Raw genomic sequence first — 17123 nt, forward strand, 5'->3', positions numbered from 1 at the left:
ACATGAAAAAAGTATTGTCCTCCCTGCTGCTGGCCGCCATCGCCGCCGCGGCGTTCCCGGCGGCCGCCGAGACGGTCGTCATCGTCAGCCCGAAGAATCCGGCCAGCCGCATGTTCTCGGAGCAGGCCGCCCAGTTCTTCCTCGGTAAATCGTCGCAGTTCACGCCGATCGACCAGGCCGAAGGCTCGGCCATCCGCACCGACTTCTATAAGAAGGTGTCGAACATGGATGCCAGCCAGGTCAAGGCCGGCTGGTTGAAGCTCGTGTTTACCGGCAAGGCCACGTCCGAACCCAAGGAATACAAGTCCAATGCGGACGTGAAGAAGGCCGTCGCGGACGACCCGAAAGCCATCGGCTATATCGACAAGTCGGCCGTGGACGATACGGTCAAGGTCATCCTGACCCTGCAGTAATCGCTGCCAACATCTTCCAAGCCCGGCCTTGTGCCGGGCTTTTTCGTTCCGCCTTCCCACCGAATTACTTCAATCCCAAACAGTTCACGAAAATACGACAGAAGATTTCCTAAAATATATCCATACAGAAATATTTATTGATGGAATTCATTTCCGCCGGTAAAGTTGCACCTTCATTTGCGAACGGTCGTGCGGCATCCATGCCTCAGCCGGGCAAGCCCTGACACGTTATTACCATCGGAATAATCATGAAACACAATGCACTCGTCGCCGCCTTGCTCGGCACCTTCGCCATGGCAAACGCCGGCGCCGCCACCCTGGGCAGCGACAAGCTGACCATCAGCGGCTTCGGCACCCTGGCGGCCGCCAAGAGCAATACGGAAGATGCCCGCTTCACCCGCGCCAACCAGCGCGAAGGCACGGCCGGTACCAACACCTTCGGCCTCGACTCGAACCTGGGCCTGCAGGCTACCTACACCTTCGACGACAAGCTGTCGGCGACGACGCAGATCCTGTCGCGCAAGACGACGGGCGACAGCTTCACGACGGAACTGGCATGGGCCTTCGTGAAGTACAACGTCAGCGACGAAGTGGCCGTGCGCGTGGGCCGCGTGGTGGTGCCTTCCTTCCTGATCTCGGACTACCAGAACGTCGGCTATGCGAACACGATGATGCGTCCGCCGGTTGAAATGTACGGCCAGAACATCATCGAGACGGCCGACGGCGCCGACATCAACTGGCAGCACGGTTTCGGCGACACCAATGTCACGGCTCAGGCCGTCGTCGGCATTGCCCGTGGCAAGACCTATGTGTCGACCAACCAGAGCGAGCTGCGTTACCAGGCCCCGACGGCCGGCTTTGCCATCAGCGCCGAACACGGCCCTGTCACCTTGCGTTTTGCCCACGTACAGGCCAAGCTGGAAGTGAACGACGCCGTCATCATCGAATCGCTGAGCAATACCCTGGCCGCCGTCGGCTTCCGCCAGCTGGGCCAGGACATCAGCGTTGGCCAGGCCAAGCGCATCGCCTTCACGTCCTTCGGCGTACTGGCGGACTGGAACAATATCGTCGTGCAGGCCGAATACGGCATGCGCCGCGCCAAGGAACCCGTCTACCTGACCGACAGCAACGCCTGGTACACGATGGCCGGCTACCGCTTCGGCAAGGTGCTGCCTTACTACGCCCACGCCAAATACGACGGCAAGGGTTCGGTCATCCAGACCCCGGCCGCGCTGGCCCGCATCCCGGCCCTGAACGCCGGCGTCAAGGGCCTGCTGTCCGGCGGCGATCAATCCTCCGACACCATCGGCGTGCGCTGGGACTTCGCCAAATCGGCGGCCCTGAAGGTGCAGGTCGACCGCGTCAAGTCCGGTTCGAACAATGGCTTCCTGCGCGACGAGAAAGTCGCCGGCAAGGGTGTCACCGTCGTCGCCGCTGGCGTCGACTTCGTGTTCTAAGGAGATTCAATCATGAAAAAAATCACCGCCCTGCTGGCACTCGCCCTGACGACGGCAGCCCTGCCTGCCGCGGCCGAAACCGTCGTCATCGTCAGCGCCAAGAACCCGGCGAGCCGCATGTTCTCGGAACAGGCCGCCCAGTTCTTCCTCGGCAAGTCGACCATGTTCACGCCCATCGACCAGGCTGAAGGTTCGGCCATCCGCAACGAGTTCTACAAGAAGGTGGCGGACAAGGACGCCGGCCAGGTCAAGGCCCTGTGGTCCAAGCTGGTGTTTACCGGCAAGGCCACGGCCGAGCCGAAGGAGTTCAAGTCGAATGCCGAAGTGAAGAAGGCCGTGGCGGACGACCCGAAAGCCATCGGCTATATCGACAAGTCGGCCGTGGACGACAGCGTCAAGGTCATCCTGACACTGCAGTAATCGACTTACATACTGGCAGTACCGAAAAGCCCGGCTTCGTGCCGGGCTTTTTACATTGCGGCCCTGCCATGGCGACACCGCGGACTTGTCCGGGATGCACCAGTTCCGGGCATCGGAACCTTGTCCAGGACGGCGATTTCACCAAAATGCGACATAAAGTTTGCAAAAATCTATCCATTTGGAAATACTTATTGATGCTTCTCAGCAATATCCACTATGGTAGCTACTGCATGCACGATGTCCTGTAACAGCCGCTCCCCCAACCCCCGCAGCGGATGCACGACACAGCAGTACCAAACACTCAAAAATCATCTCGATCGGAATAGTTCAGCATGAAACAAAAACTGTTAGTTGCATCCATCCTGGGTGCCCTGAACCTGGCACAGGCCCACGCAGCGACGCTCGGCAGCGACAAGCTGACCATCAGCGGTTTCGGTACCCTGGCCGCCGCCAAGAGCAACACGGAAGACGCGCGCTTCACCCGTGGCAACCAACGCGAAGGCACGGCTGGCACCAGCACCTTCGGCCTGGATTCGAACCTGGGCCTGCAAGCCACCTATACCCTGAGCGACAAGCTGTCCGCCACGACGCAGATACTGTCCCGCAAGACCACGGGCGACAGCTTCACGACGGAGCTGGCCTGGGCTTTTGTGAAGTACAAGGTCAGCGACGAAGTGTCCGTGCGCGTGGGCCGCGTTGTCGTGCCCGCCTTCCTGATTTCCGATTACCAGAACGTCGGCTATGCCAACACGATGATGCGTCCGCCGGTCGAGATGTACGGTCAGAACATCATTGAAAACCTGGACGGCGCCGACATCAACTGGCAGCACAGCTTCGGCGACACCAACGTGACGGCCCAGGCCGTTGTGGGTATCGCCCGCGGCAAGTCCTTCGTGGCCGCCGACCACAGCGAACCGCGCTTCCAGGCACCTGCCGGCGGCTTCGCTCTGAGCGCCGAACACGGTCCCGTGACCCTGCGCTTCGCCCACGTGCAAGGCAAGCTGAAAGCCACCGACGTCAAGGCAATCAACTCGCTGACGAACACCTTGACCAGCATCGGTTTCGGCCAGCTGGCCGACGACATCAGCATCTCCGAAGGCAAGCGCATGGCGTTCACGTCCGTCGGCCTGCTAGCGGACTGGAACAATATCGTCGTGCAGGCCGAGTACGGCATGCGCCGCGCCAAGGAACCTGTCTACCTGTCGGAAAGCAATGCCTGGTACACGATGGCCGGCTACCGCTTCGGCAAGGTCCTGCCGTACTACGCCCACGCCAAGTATGACGGCAAGGGTGCCGCCATCACGGTACCGGCCGCGCTGGCCCGCATCCCGGCCCTGAACGCCGGCGTGAAGAACCTGCTGGCCGGTGGCTCGCAGTCGTCCGACCTGGTCGGCGTGCGTTGGGACTTCGCCAAGTCGGCCGCCTTGAAGGTGCAGGTCGACCGCGTCAAGCCCGGTGCCAAGAATGGCTACCTGATCGACGTGACCCCCGCGGGTGTCGGCAAGAAAGTTACCGTCGTCGCCGCCGGCGTGGACTTCGTGTTCTAAGGATTAATTATTCATGAAAAAAATTCTGTCTTCCCTGATCGCCCTTTCCTTCGCCGCGGCCGCCCTGCCAGCCAGCGCCGAGACCGTCGTCATCGTCAGCGCCAAGAACCCGGCCAGCCGCATGTTCTCGGAACAGGCCGCCCAGTTCTTCCTCGGTAAATCGACGATGTTCACGCCGATCGACCAGGCCGAAGGTTCCGCCATCCGCAACGACTTCTACAAGAAGGTAACGGACAAGGATGCCGGCCAGGTGAAAGCCATCTGGTCCAAGCTGGTCTTTACGGGCAAGGCCACGGCCGAGCCGAAGGAGTTCAAGTCGAACGCCGAAGTGAAGAAGGCCGTGGCGGACGATCCGAAAGCCATTGGCTATATCGACAAGTCGGCCGTGGACGACACCGTCAAGGTCATCCTGACCTTGCAGTAATCGCTTCACGCTGCACCCGAGCCCGGCCATGTGCCGGGCTTTTTTGCGTCCGCTCGCCTATACTCCCGTCTTGAGCGAAGCCGGAAAGGAGTGGATGTGACGACGTGGATCGGTATCAAGGCGGGCAAACGCAAGCTGGACGTGGCGCTGCTGGCCGGTGGCAAGCTCAAGACCAAGGCGCTCGGGTACGACGGCGATGAACTGCTGGGCTGGCTGGGCAAGCAGGGCGTCACGCTGGTCCAGGGCCGCGCCTGCGTGGCGATAGCCGGCATCGAGGCCGAACGCATTGGCCTGCTGCTGCATGACGAAGGCTGCCCCGTCAGCATGGTCGACGCCGCAACGGTGCTGGCCTTCGCGCGGGAAGAAAAGCTGCGCGTCAAAAACGACGCCATCGACGCGCCCATCTTGGCCCGCTACGGCGCAGTCAGACAACCCGACGCCTGGACGCCGCCCCCCAGCGAAGTGCGCGTGCTGGCGGTGCTGCAGGACGGCTTGCGCGACATGGAAACCTTCCGCCAGGACCAGCTCGACCGCCTGAAACGCTACCAGGCCGACGGCTTCCAGGAGCTGGTCGACCGGGTCAACGAACACATCCCCATCCTCGACGACGCCATCGCCAAGCTGCAAACCTCCCTCGCCAACCACCTGGCGGAGCATCCCCACTTGACGCCCGCCGCCGACTGAGCACGGCCGGTTCGGTGTCAGGCACCTGACAAAGAGAGCCAGGCCAGGCATTGCGTCCGCACCGCCGCGTACGCGTCGATTTCCCTGCTCGCCTCCGTCGTGGCTCATGCAAACTTACGGTATGACAATGGTCGAGCCAACAAGTTCCTTGCGACCGGGGCACAGCGCCAATGAAAAAACGCCGCGGGGTGACGGCGTTTTGGGGGGCGAGGCGCCGGGGGCGCCAGCGGTCAGGCTTCGAGCTTGAAGGTGCCGACGACCTGTTCGAGCCTGCGGGCCTGCTCCTGCAGCGAGCCGGCCGCGGCGGCGGCCTGTTCGACCAGCGCCGCGTTCTGCTGGGTGGCGTCATCCATCTGGGCCACGCTCTGGTTGACCTGGCCGATGCCCTGGCTCTGCTCCTGGCTGGCCTGGGCGATCTGCTTCATCAGGGTTTCCGCTTCCTGCACGGAACGGACGATTTCCGTCATGGCCGCGCCGGCACCATCGGCCAGCGCGCTGCCCGTTTCCACCTTGCCGACGGAGTCGAGGATCAGTTCGCGGATTTCCTTGGCGGCCGCGGCCGAACGCTGGGCCAGGTTGCGCACTTCGCTGGCGACGACGGCGAAACCGCGCCCCTGCTCGCCGGCCCTGGCCGCTTCGACGGCCGCGTTCAGGGCCAGGATATTGGTCTGGAATGCAATGCCGTCGATGACGCCGATGATGTCGCCGATCTTGCGCGAGCTGTCCGAAATCTCGGCCATCGTGCGCACCACCTGGGTGACGACGTCGCCACCCTTCTGGGCCGACTGGGCCGTCGCCGCCACCAGGCGGTTGGCCTGCAGCGCGTTGTCGGCGTTCTGGCGCACCGTCGTCGTCAGCTCTTCCATCGCGGCTGCCGTTTCCTGCAGGCTGGACGCTTGCGCTTCCGTGCGGCCGGACAGGTCCAGGTTGCCGCTGGCGATCTCGCTGCTGGCCGTGGCGATGACGGACGTGCTGTCGCGCACTTCGGCGATGGTGCCGCCCAGCGAGGAGACGAAGCGGTTGAAGGCCATGGCCAGCGCACCGATTTCGTCCTGGCTCGTCACAGGCATCTTGCGGCTCAGGTCACCGTCGCCGCTGGCGATATCCTCCAGCATGCGGGCGGCGCCCATGACGGGGGCGGCAACGGCGCGGGCGATCAGCCAGATGGCGACCATGCCGATGCCGCCGCCGACCAGCGCGGCGATCAAGGCCGACGTCATCGCCGAGCGCACGATATTGCCCAGCACTTCCGCTTCCGGCACTTCGGCCACGACATACAGGTTCAGTTCCGGCACGAAGGACGAAGCCACGAACTGGGTGCCGTCGGCGCTGTCATAGGTGGCGTGGGCGAACTTCTCGCGGCCCATCAGCTTCTTGGTCAGGTCAGGCGTGAAGCCGGCCTGGTCGCCGACGCCGTGCTTGCCGTCCGCCAGTTCCTTGTGTTTGTGAATCAGGATGGTGCCGCCGGCATCGACCAGATAGACGAAGCCGGACTGGCCCAGGCGGTAGCCGCGAATGGTTTGCGCCAGCTTTTCGGCCGACAGCCCCAGGCCGGCCGAGGCCAGCTTGCCGCCCGGCGTCTGTACGCGCGTATTGATGAACAGCATCAGGGCGTCCGAACCGGGGTTCTTGCTCAGGTCCAGGCGATACGGCACGCCGCTGCCGATGAAGTTGTACAGCCAGCTGTCGTCCGGCACGGATTTCGACACCGTTCGTTCATAGCCTTTTTCGGAGAAGTACTTGCCGCTCTCGGCCGACACCCAGAAGATCGATGCCGCATTCGTCATCGCCTTGATGCTTTTGGCGTAGGAATTCCAGGCGGCCAGGCCCTCCTCCGGGGTGCCGGCGTCTTCCCATGCCTGCAGGAAGGTATCGTGCGCCAGGGTACGCGACACCGTCAGCGGCTCGGCGATCTGCTTCAGGATATCGTTACGGATCTCGCCCACCTGCGCAGGCAGCTCCGAGTCGACGACGCGCTGGCGCGTGTTGGCGCTGCTTAGCGTGACGCTGAGGGTGGACGAAATGATGATGAACAACAGCAGGCAAAGACCCATGCTGAGCATCAGCTTGGCCTTGATTGACAGGCGACGGAACAGGGACATGATGACTGAATGTAAAGTTTAGAATGATTTTGGTTCACATTCAGTCTAGCAAACAGCAAGTTGTTCCTGCCAGCAATACCAGTGCCGCCCCCTGATTAGCACGGTCGTACGCCGCATTCCCGCAACGTTTCGTGAATTCGAATGCAAGAGCTTGTGCGACGGACGACGTCGACGACGGACAATAAAAAACCGGGGCACGCAGGCCCCGGTTTTCCATGCAACGTTCCCGGCTTACGCCAGCTTGCCGTGGCAAGCCTTGTATTTCTTGCCGCTGCCGCAAGGGCATGGGTCGTTGCGGCCCACCTTGACACCGGCGCTGATGCCCACTTCCGGCATGTTCGCGGGCGACGCCAGCGGTGCCAGCAGTTCTTCGGGCGCCGCGTTCGGGTTGAAGTCGGCGTGCTGGTAGTGCACGTTTTCCAGGTGCGCCGCCGAGGCGGCCATGGCCGCTTCGGCCGCTTCCACTTCCTCGCGGGACTGGATACGCACCGTCATGACCATCTTCACCACTTCGTTCTTGATCATGTCAAGCATCTGGCCGAACAGCTCGAAGGCCTCGCGCTTGTATTCCTGCTTCGGGTTCTTCTGCGCATAGCCGCGCAGGTGGATGCCCTGGCGCAGGTGATCCAGCGCGGCCAGGTGTTCGCGCCAGTGGCTGTCGACGCTTTGCAGCATGACATTGCGCTCGAAGCCGCCGAAGGCTTCCTTGCCGACGATATCGATCTTGGCCTGGTACTGCGCATCGGCCGCGGCCACCACGCGCTCGACGATGTCCTCGTCGGTCAGGTTGGTTTCCTTCTCCAGCATCGTCGTCAGCGGCAGGTCGATCTGCCACTCGGAAGCCAGGGTGGCCTGCAGGGCCGGCACATTCCACTGTTCCTCGACCGACTCGGCCGGCACGTACTCGCGCACGATGTCGGTGAACACGCCGTGGCGCAGGTTCTGGATCATCTCGGAAATCTCGGTCGCTTCCAGCAGCTCGTTACGCTGCTGGTAGATGACCTTGCGCTGGTCGTTGGCGACGTCGTCGTATTCCAGCAGTTGCTTGCGGATGTCGAAGTTGCGGGCCTCGACCTTGCGCTGGGCCGACTCGATCGAGCGCGACACGATGCCCGCCTCGATCGGTTCGCCTTCCGGCATCTTCAGGCGGTCCATGATGGCGCGCACGCGGTCGCCGGCGAAGATGCGCAGCAGCGGATCGTCCAGCGACAGGTAGAAGCGGGACGAGCCCGGGTCGCCCTGGCGGCCGGAACGGCCACGCAGCTGGTTGTCGACGCGACGCGATTCGTGCCGCTCGGTGCCGATGATGTGCAGGCCGCCGGCCGCCACCACCTTCTCGTGCAGGGCCTGCCAGCCGTCGCGCAGCTTGGCGGCCTGGGCCGTTTTTTCCGCGTCCGACAGGGCCGGATCGGCTTCGACGAACTGGACCTGCTTCTCGACGTTACCGCCCAGCACGATGTCGGTACCGCGACCGGCCATGTTGGTGGCGATCGTGATGGCCTGCGGCGAGCCGGCCTGGGCGATGATTTCCGCTTCGCGGGCGTGCTGTTTCGCGTTCAGCACATTGTGCGGCAGCTTGGCCTTCGTCAGGATCGACGCCAGCAGTTCGGAGTTCTCGATCGACGTCGTGCCCACCAGCACGGGCTGGCCCCGTTCGTAGCAGTCACGGATATCGTTGAGCATGGCACCGTATTTTTCCTGCGCCGACTTGTAGACCTGGTCCTGCTTGTCCTTGCGGGCCGACGGCCGGTTCGGCGGAATCACGACCGTTTCCAGGCCGTAGATTTCCTGGAATTCGTAGGCTTCCGTGTCGGCCGTACCCGTCATGCCGGCCAGCTTGCCGTACATGCGGAAATAGTTCTGGAACGTGATCGAGGCCAGGGTCTGGTTCTCGTTCTGGATGCGTACGCCTTCTTTCGCCTCGACGGCTTGGTGCAGGCCATCGGACCAGCGGCGGCCCGTCATCATGCGGCCCGTGAATTCGTCGACGATGACGACTTCGCCGTTCTGCACGACGTAATGCTGGTCCTTGTGGTACAGCGCGTGGGCGCGCAGGGCCGCGTACAGGTGGTGCACCAGCGTGATATTGGCCGAGTCGTACAGCGAGGCGCCTTCCGGCAGCAGGCCCATCTGCGTCAGGATGGCTTCGGCCTTTTCGTGGCCCGCTTCCGTCAGCAGCACCTGGTGCGCTTTTTCGTCTTTCGTGTAGTCGCCGGGCACTTCGATCTTGCCCTTGCCGTCCGGCGTTTCCTCGCCCACCTGCAGCACCAGCTGGGGTGGCACGGTGTTGATCTTGTGGTACAGGTCCGTGTGGTTCTCGGCCTGGCCGGAAATGATCAGGGGGGTCCGCGCTTCGTCGATCAGGATCGAGTCGACTTCATCGACGATGGCGAAGTTGAGGCCCCGCTGGGAGCGGCCCGCCACTTCGAACACCATATTGTCGCGCAGGTAGTCGAAGCCGAATTCATTGTTGGTGCCGTAGGTGATGTCGGAGGCGTAGGCCTGCTGCTTGGCGCTGTGTTCCATCTGCGACAGGTTGACACCCGTGCTCAGGCCCAGCCAGCTGTACAGCTTGGCCATCGTGTCCGCATCGCGTTGCGCCAGGTAATCGTTGACCGTGACGATGTGCACGCCCTTGCCGGACAGCGCGTTCAGGTAGGCCGGCAGGGTTGCCGTCAGGGTCTTGCCTTCACCCGTGCGCATCTCGGCGATTTTGCCAAAGTGCAAAACCATGCCGCCGAGCAGCTGCACGTCGAAGTGCCGCATCTTGAAGACGCGCTTCGACGCTTCACGGCAAACGGCGAACGCTTCGGGCAGCAGGTCGTCGAGCGCTTCGCCATTGGCGATGCGCTGCCTGAAGGCGGGCGTCTTGGCCTGCAATTCCGCATCCGACAGCTTTTCGTACTCGGGTTCGAGTGCGTTGATCGCTTTTACCGTTTTTTGGTATTGCTTGAGCAACCGCTGGTTACGGCTGCCGAAAATCTGGGTCAGTAAGGACATGCTTGAATTCTTGAATAAACGCCGTTAAAAAAAGCCCGCTTCGCGACCTTGCCCAGTGCTTCACCTTCGTCGGCTTCCGCTGATGGCAAAAGACCTATGATTTTAGCATGCGGGCTTAGGTTGGGATTGCCATGCGTAACACAATAGCTTATTTGGTAAGAAACCGGCCGGCGCCTTCCGCCCCGTCCGGCCCGCCTGGAAGCCGGCCCGGCCGGTAAATTTGCTGCGCGCGGGCCCCTGGCTATGATATGTTTCGCCGATGCGATTCAACTCTCTCAACCAGAACCGGACAGCCGTCGGGGCGACGGACTTCCTGCGCCGCAGCGACCGCCTGGCGGCCCTGCTGCCGGCCGTGCAGCGGATGGCGAAGTTGCAACAGGATTGCGCCGCCGTGCTGCCCACGGCGTTCAGCTTCTGCGAGATCCTGTCCTGCGAGGACGGCGTGCTGGTGCTGTCGACGCCGAACGCGTCGGTGGCCGCCAAGCTCAAGCAGCAAGTACCGAAATTGCAGGAAGCCCTGGCCCGCAAGGGCTGGCAGATCGAGACGGTCAAGCTGAAGGTGCAGATGATGCGCGCCATGTCGACGCCGCCCGTCGAGCGGCGCCAGCTGCTGCTGCCGGAGACGGCCGTCAACTCCTTCGAGGAGCTGAGCCAGACCCTGGAGCAGACCAAGCAGAATGCCTCGCTGATCGCGGCGCTGAAGAACCTGGTGGCGAACCGGCGCTAGGCCGGCCGCGCACGGCCGCTCAGTTATATGCTCAGTTATACGCCCATTCCTGGGCCATCTGCCGTGCATACGACGGCGGCGCATCGTCGGCCGAATTGTAGGTGACGATCTCGTAGGCATCCGGCTGGGCCAGCAGCGCGCGCAGCAGCATATTGTTCAGCGCATGGCCGGACTTGTGCGCCTCGTAGGCGCAGATCAACGGATGGCCGATCACATACAGGTCGCCGATGGCGTCGAGGATCTTGTGGCGCACGAACTCGTCGTCGTAGCGCAGGCCGTCCGGGTTCAGGATGCGGTATTCGTCCATGACGATGGCGTTTTCCAGCGAGCCGCCCCGGGCCAGGCCGATCCCGCGCAGCATTTCCACGTCCTGCATGAAGCCGAAGGTGCGGGCCCGCGCCACGGCCTGGATATACGACTGCTCGCCGAAATCGACCAGCGCGCGCTGCGCTGTGCCATCCACGGCGGGGTGGTTGAATTCGATGAAGAAGTCCAGCTTGAAGCCTTCGTGCGGCACCAGCCGGGCCCACTTTTCCCTGGCGCCCTCGCCCTCGCGCACTTCGACGGGCTTCAGGATGCGGATGAATTTCTTCGGCGCTTCCTGTTCCGCCAGGCCGGCCTGCTGCAGCAGGTAGACGAAGGACGACGCCGAGCCGTCCATGATGGGGATTTCCTCGGCCGTCACGTCGATATACAGGTTGTCGATGCCCAGGCCCGCGCAGGCAGACAGCAGGTGCTCGATGGTGGACACGCGGGCGCCGTCCCGGATCATCACGGTGGCCATGCGCGTGTCGCCGATTTCCATCGGCCCCACGGGGAAGACGACGGGCGGCTTCAGGTCCACCCGCGAGAAGATGATGCCCGTATCGGGCGGTGCGGGCCGCAGGGTCAGTTCCACCTTCGTGCCCGAGTGCACGCCCACACCCGTGGTGCGCACCATTTCATTGATCGTACGTTGTTTCAGCATTGCGCGATTATAGCGGCTTTCCCTCCACGCCGTTCCCCACCCCGCCGGCGTTAAAAGCAAGGCAAGGCGCGGGTTTCACGGGTGTTCGGCCTCGCTGTGCACGGCCTCGCGCCGCACCAGGTAGATGCCGCTGCCGATGATGATGGCCGCGCCCACCAGGGTCCAGCCATCGGGCAGGGTATTCCACAGGGCCCAGTCGATCGCCACGCCCCAGGCCAGGGCGGTGTACTCGAACGGCGCCACGACGGATGCCTTGCCCATGCTGAAGGCGCGCGTGATGGCCAGCTGGCCGAGAAAGCCCGTGACGGCCAGCGCCGCGATGATGGGCCAGTGTTCCAGCCGCAGCGCCACCCAGCCCGGCAACGCCAGCGGCAGCGCGCCGCAACCCATCATGATCAGGATCCAGAACATGATCTGCTCGTTCGAATCCGTGCGACTGAGGATGCGGCTGGCAATGGCCGACACGGCATAGCAGGCGGCCGACCCCAGGACGGCCAGGCCGGCGACGGAAATGAAGCTGGTGCCCTCCGGGCGCAGCACCACCAGCACGCCGCCCAGGCCGACGACGATGGCCAGCCACTGCATGGCGTCGACCCGCTCCTTCAGCACCAGAACGGACAGCGCCGTGATCAGGGCCGGCGCGATGAAGAACACGGAATAGGTTTCGGCCAGCGGCATGGATTTGAGCGCGAAGGCGAACATCGTCAGCATGCCGATGCCCAGCGCGCCGCGCAGCAGCTGCAGCTTCCAGTTCACGTTCAGGATGGTGCCGAAGCGGCCCCGGTAAGCCACCCACGCGCACACCAGCGGCAGCGACGAGAACGAGCGCAGCACCGTCACCTGCATGGCCGGATAGTGGGCCGCCAGCAGCTTCATCGTCGTATCCATCAGCGAAAACATGGCGACGGCGGCGACCATCGCGTAGATGCTGTGCAGGTTGTCGTTGGCGGGCTGTTTCAACGGAAATCCAATGGTTGTACCGGGCTGATCATTGTACGCAAAGACTTGCAACATTGTCAGGTCAACAGGCCGGCGCCCTGGCTTACACTGGCTGCATGAGAACCTTGCCCATACTGCTGCTTCTGCTGGCCGGCGCCGCCGCCGCCAAACCTTCCGCCCCTGCCGACTGCGCCGACGCCCGTCTGCCGCTCCTGCTGCACGAACTGCCCCTGCCGGCGCAGCAACTGCTGGGCCGGGGCGAAGCGGGCGTGGGCGGGCTGGCCGACCGCGACGAACCGTTCACGGCAACCGACGCCGTCTTCGGCCCATTGCGCCCGATGACGCGCTTCGTCGGGGCCGCCGCGGGTGAGCGCTGCCTGGCCGTCGTGCTGGAGCGGGGCGGCATCGCCCACTTCGTCGAGACGGCGATCCTGCGCGAAGTGGACGGCCGCTGGGGCCTCGTCGCCACGCGCGCGCCGACGGAGGGTGAAGTGGCGGCATGGAAAACGGCGGCGCAAGCGAAACGGTGAAACGTGCGGGCCATGGTCGCGGTATCATTTCAATATGACCAAACCCGCCAAGCCCCCCTCCCCCCTGTACGAAGTGCACCACTCGCCGGTCCACGGCAACGGCGTGTTCGCGCGCCGCAAGATTCGCGCGGGCGACCGCATCATCGAATACACGGGCGAACGGGTGGACTGGGAAGAAACCTGCCGCCGCACGGCGGAAAAAGGCGGCCCCATCAACCACACCTTCTTCTTCACCCTGAACGACGGCATGCTGATCGACGGCGGCGCCGGCGGCAACGATTCACGCTGGATCAACCACTCGTGCGAGCCGAACTGCGAAGCGATGGAAGAGGATGGCCGCGTCTACATCCACGCACTGCGCGATATCGACAAGGGCGAGGAACTGAACTACAACTACGGCCTCATCTACGACGAGCGGCATACGCCGGCTGTCAAGAAAGCCTTTGCCTGCCGTTGCGGTGCGCCGTCATGCACCGGCGTGATGCTGGCGCCGAAGAAGCGCAGCCGCAAAAAGACGGCCGCCGCGTAGGGCGCCAGCCCGTACGTGCCAAAAAAATGCCGCCCAAAAAGGCGGCATTTTTTCTCGTGAGGAAACGAGGACTTAGATCTGGCCCAACAGCGTCTCGGCGTTCGACACTTCGAACTTGCCGCCCTGCTCGACGTTCAGCTGCTTGACGACGCCGTCTTCCACCAGCAGCGAGTAGCGCTGCGAGCGGGTGCCCATGCCGAACTTGGAGAAGTCCGCGTCCAGGCCCAGGGCTTTCGTGAAGGCGGCGTTGCCGTCCGCCAGCATGCGCACGGTGCCGGTGGCTTTCAGTTCTCGGCCCCAGGCGCCCATGACGAAGGCGTCGTTGACGGAGATGCACCAGATTTCGTCGATGCCCTTGGCTTTCAGCGCGTCGGCGTTCTGGATGTAGCCCGGCGCGTGCTGGGCCGAGCAGGTCGGGGTGTAGGCGCCCGGCAGGCCGAAGATGGCGATCTTCTTGCCCTTGACCAGGTCCTGCACGTTGAACGTGTTCGGGCCCAGCGCGCAGCCTTCCGTTTCGACTTCGATGTATTCGGACAGCGTGCCTTCCGGCAGCTTGTCGCCGATCTTGATGGTCATGGTGACTCCTTGGATATTATGTTCAGCTGAAAAAAAACCGCGCCCGGGCGCGGTCTGCCCTGCCGGCAGTATGCCAGAGGGCGGGCAATCTTGCTGGATCGGCCATGGCCCGGTGGGGGCCGTGGTCGAACGCTGCAATCCCCAGTCAGCCTGCTTGCGCAGGAAGCTGATCCGAACGCTGCAATCCTCAGTCAGCCTGCTTGCGCAGGAAGGCAGGGATATCGTACGTTTCCATGCCGTTCTTCTCCATCGCGCGCACCTGCTCGGAAGCCGATTCGCGGCGCCACACGGCCGGGGCCTTCATGCCTTCGAAGGACTGGGCCGCGCCGATGCCGGCACCCATCGTGACGGAGGTCGAGCCGACGCCGCCGCCCAGGGCCGCCTGCGGGTTCAGGCCGCCGTTGGTACCGGTGCGCAGCATCTGCTGCGGCACCAGCTGGACGTGCTTCTTGGCCTTGCCCAGGCCCGTGGCGACGACGGTGACGCGGATGGCGTCGCCCATTTCGTCGTCGTAGGCGATGCCCTGGGCGATCGACGCGTCCGGCGCGGCGAAGGCGCGCACGGCGGCCATGACTTCCTTGATCTCCTTGCCCTTCAGGCCGCGGCTGGCCGTGACGTTGACGAGCACGCCGCGCGCGCCGGACAGGTCGATGCCGTCCAGCAGCGGCGACGCGACGGCCTGTTCGGCCGCGATGCGGGCGCGGTCGACGCCGGAAGCGGTGGCCGTGCCCATCATGGCCTTGCCCTGCTCGCCCATGATGGTCTTGACGTCGTTGAAGTCGACGTTGATATGGCCCGGCACGTTGATGATCTCGGCGATACCGGCCACGGCGTTGTTGAGCACGTCGTCGGCGTGCTGCAGCCATTCGATCAGGGATTCGTCTTCGTAGATTTCTTCCAGCTTCTCGTTCAGGATGACGATCAGCGAGTCGACGTTCTGCGACAGCTGCTCCAGGCCCTCGTCGGCGATTTCCATGCACTTCTGGCCTTCGTGCGAGAACGGCTTGGAGACGACGGCCACCGTCAGCGCGCCCAGCGACTTGGCCACTTCGGCCACGATGGGGGCGGCGCCCGTGCCGGTGCCGCCGCCCATGCCGGCAGCGATGAACACCATGTGCGCGCCGCGCAGCGCGTCCTCGATGCGGCCGCGCGATTCCTCGGCCAGCTTGCGGCCGACGTCGGGCTTCATCCCCGCACCCAGGCCGGTCTCGCCGATCTGGATGATGTTGCCGGCCTTGGAAGCCGACAACGCCTGGGCATCGGTGTTGGCGGCGATGAATTCGACGCCGCTCATACCTTTGTTGATCATGTGTTGCACGGCGTTGCCGCCTGCGCCACCGACACCGACGACCTTGATGACCGTTCCCAGTGCTGCGTTATCGACCATATCGAACTCCATGATGTGCTCCTAAATGTATGCGGTTTCAAGCGCCAGGCCTCATATCGGTAGGAGAACTGGCGACTGAATACTGCAAAAATATATTTGAATGAGAAAAACCCAGAAACCCAAAAACCAAATCTTTACGTCCCGGCAGGCCACACCGCCGCACGGCGGGCCACGCCGTTAGAAATTGCCCAGGAACCACTCCTTCATGCGCTGCCACACCGCCTTGACCGACCCATCCTGGCGCGTCACGATATGCCCGCGCAGATACTGCTTCTTCGCTTCCAGCAGCAGGCCGAGCACGGTGGCGTAGCGGGGGCTGCGCACCACGTCGGCCAGCTGGCCGCGATAATCCGGCGTGCCCATGCGCGCCGGTTTCAGGAAGATGTCTTCGGCCATTTCGACCATGCCTGGCATGATCGCCGTGCCCCCGGTCAGCACGATGCCGGACGAGAGCACACCCTCGTATCCGGACTCGCGCACGACCTGGTGCACCATGGCGAACAATTCCTCCACGCGCGGCTCGATGACGGCAGCCAGCGCCTGGCGGGAAAGGTTGCGGGGGCCACGGTCGCCCAGGCCCGGCACTTCCAGGTGTTCACCCGGATCTGCCAGCACCTGCTTGGCCACGCCGTAACGGATCTTGATTTCTTCCGCTTCCGAGGTGGGGGTCCGCAAGGCCATTGCGATGTCGTTGGTGATCTGGTCACCGGCGATAGGGATCACTGCCGTATGGCGGATCGCGCCGTCCGAGAACACTGCAACGTCGGTGGTGCCGCCGCCGATATCGATCAGCACTACACCCAATTCTTTTTCATCCGGCGTCAGCACGGCGTCGGCCGAAGCCATCGGCTGCAGGATCAGGTCCGAGACCTCTAGCCCGCAGCGGCGCACGCACTTGACGATGTTCTGCACGGCGCTCACGGCGCCGGTCACGATATGGACCTTCACTTCCAGGCGGATGCCGCTCATGCCGATCGGCTCGCGCACGTCTTCCTGGCTGTCGACGATGAACTCCTGCGGCACGGTATGCAGCAGCTGCTGATCAGTAGGGATATTAACCGCCTTCGCCGTCTCGATGACGCGCGCCACGTCCGTGGCCGTGACTTCCTTTTCCTTGATCGCCACCATGCCGCTGGAATTGAAGCTGCGGATATGGCTGCCCGCGATACCGGCATACACGTTGCGGATCTTGCAGTCGGCCATCAGCTCGGCTTCCTCGAGCGCGCGCTGGATCGATTCCACGGTCGCTTCGATGTTCACCACCACGCCCTTCTTCAGGCCCTTCGATTCGTGCTGACCCAGCCCGATCACTTCGTGGCGTCCATCGGCCATCACCTCGGCCACCACGGCCACCACCTTGGAGGTGCCGATGTCGAGGCCGACGATCAGGTTTTTCGCGTCTTTTGTCATCTGTTTTGCCT

At 63.5% G+C, this 17123-nt stretch carries 16 protein-coding genes; 9 read left to right on the forward strand and 7 right to left on the reverse strand.

The features are described 5' to 3' along the window. Positions 1-2 precede the first annotated feature (2 nt). The 6 genes from GM672_RS02120 (at position 3) to GM672_RS02145 (ending at position 4945) form a co-directional block, all read left to right on the forward strand. Positions 3-413: a type 2 periplasmic-binding domain-containing protein gene (locus GM672_RS02120; RefSeq protein ID WP_155468880.1), complete on the forward strand. Its 411-nt coding sequence runs from the start codon at positions 3-5 to the stop codon at positions 411-413. 248 nt (positions 414-661) lie between these two features. Next, complete coding sequence (locus GM672_RS02125) at positions 662-1870, forward strand: porin (protein ID WP_155468881.1); 1209 nt, start codon at positions 662-664, stop codon at positions 1868-1870. A gap of 12 nt (positions 1871-1882) precedes the next feature. Further along, complete coding sequence (locus GM672_RS02130; RefSeq protein ID WP_155468882.1) at positions 1883-2290, forward strand: type 2 periplasmic-binding domain-containing protein; 408 nt, start codon at positions 1883-1885, stop codon at positions 2288-2290. 332 nt (positions 2291-2622) lie between these two features. After that, complete coding sequence (locus tag GM672_RS02135; RefSeq protein ID WP_155468883.1) at positions 2623-3837, forward strand: hypothetical protein; 1215 nt, start codon at positions 2623-2625, stop codon at positions 3835-3837. A 13-nt stretch (positions 3838-3850) separates the two neighbouring features. Further along, positions 3851-4261, forward strand: coding sequence for a type 2 periplasmic-binding domain-containing protein (locus GM672_RS02140; RefSeq protein ID WP_155468884.1), 411 nt, complete (start codon positions 3851-3853; stop codon positions 4259-4261). A gap of 96 nt (positions 4262-4357) precedes the next feature. Beyond that, the gene (locus tag GM672_RS02145) at positions 4358-4945 is read left to right on the forward strand and encodes an IS110 family transposase (protein ID WP_155468885.1); all 588 of its coding nucleotides are present in this window, start codon (positions 4358-4360) and stop codon (positions 4943-4945) included. A 230-nt stretch (positions 4946-5175) separates the two neighbouring features. On the opposite strand, the gene GM672_RS02150 is transcribed toward GM672_RS02145, so the two are convergent. Then, positions 5176-7047, reverse strand: coding sequence for a methyl-accepting chemotaxis protein (locus tag GM672_RS02150; protein WP_155468886.1), 1872 nt, complete (start codon positions 7045-7047; stop codon positions 5176-5178). Positions 7048-7278: 231 nt separating this feature from the next. Next, positions 7279-10047, reverse strand: coding sequence for a preprotein translocase subunit SecA (gene secA / locus GM672_RS02155; protein WP_155468887.1), 2769 nt, complete (start codon positions 10045-10047; stop codon positions 7279-7281). Positions 10048-10306: 259 nt separating this feature from the next. Between secA and GM672_RS02160 the strand changes: the two genes are divergently transcribed. Beyond that, on the forward strand, positions 10307-10774 hold the full coding sequence (locus GM672_RS02160) for a DciA family protein (RefSeq protein WP_155468888.1): 468 nt from the start codon (positions 10307-10309) through the stop codon (positions 10772-10774). A 31-nt stretch (positions 10775-10805) separates the two neighbouring features. Here the strand turns inward: GM672_RS02160 and lpxC are convergent, their stop codons facing one another. Together lpxC and GM672_RS02170 are read right to left on the reverse strand one after the other, a co-directional pair. Continuing rightward, positions 10806-11741, reverse strand: coding sequence for a UDP-3-O-acyl-N-acetylglucosamine deacetylase (lpxC, locus tag GM672_RS02165; protein ID WP_155468889.1), 936 nt, complete (start codon positions 11739-11741; stop codon positions 10806-10808). 75 nt (positions 11742-11816) lie between these two features. After that, on the reverse strand, positions 11817-12659 hold the full coding sequence (locus GM672_RS02170; protein WP_155468935.1) for a DMT family transporter: 843 nt from the start codon (positions 12657-12659) through the stop codon (positions 11817-11819). Between the two features lie 146 nt (positions 12660-12805). On the opposite strand from GM672_RS02170, the gene GM672_RS02175 reads away from it, so the two are divergent. Together GM672_RS02175 and GM672_RS02180 are read left to right on the forward strand one after the other, a co-directional pair. Further along, complete coding sequence (locus tag GM672_RS02175) at positions 12806-13210, forward strand: hypothetical protein (RefSeq protein WP_155468890.1); 405 nt, start codon at positions 12806-12808, stop codon at positions 13208-13210. A 34-nt stretch (positions 13211-13244) separates the two neighbouring features. Continuing rightward, entirely contained in the window at positions 13245-13739 is a 495-nt protein-coding gene (locus GM672_RS02180) for an SET domain-containing protein (protein WP_155468891.1), read from the forward strand. A gap of 72 nt (positions 13740-13811) precedes the next feature. Here the strand turns inward: GM672_RS02180 and GM672_RS02185 are convergent, their stop codons facing one another. The 3 genes from GM672_RS02185 to ftsA all read right to left on the reverse strand — a co-directional run bounded on the left by GM672_RS02185 (position 13812) and on the right by ftsA (position 17112). Next, a complete protein-coding gene (locus tag GM672_RS02185) occupies positions 13812-14315 on the reverse strand; it encodes a peroxiredoxin (protein WP_155468892.1) in 504 nt (167 codons plus the stop codon). Positions 14316-14502: 187 nt separating this feature from the next. After that, positions 14503-15714, reverse strand: a complete 1212-nt coding sequence (gene ftsZ / locus GM672_RS02190; protein ID WP_155468893.1) for a cell division protein FtsZ — start codon at positions 15712-15714, stop codon at positions 14503-14505. Between the two features lie 165 nt (positions 15715-15879). Beyond that, positions 15880-17112 (reverse strand): cell division protein FtsA, encoded by a 1233-nt coding sequence (gene ftsA, locus GM672_RS02195; protein ID WP_155468894.1) that lies wholly within the window; start codon positions 17110-17112, stop codon positions 15880-15882. Between the last annotated feature and the right edge of the window lie 11 nt (positions 17113-17123).

Source organism: Pseudoduganella buxea (genome assembly GCF_009720835.1).
Lineage (GTDB): Bacteria > Pseudomonadota > Gammaproteobacteria > Burkholderiales > Burkholderiaceae_D > Rugamonas > Rugamonas buxea.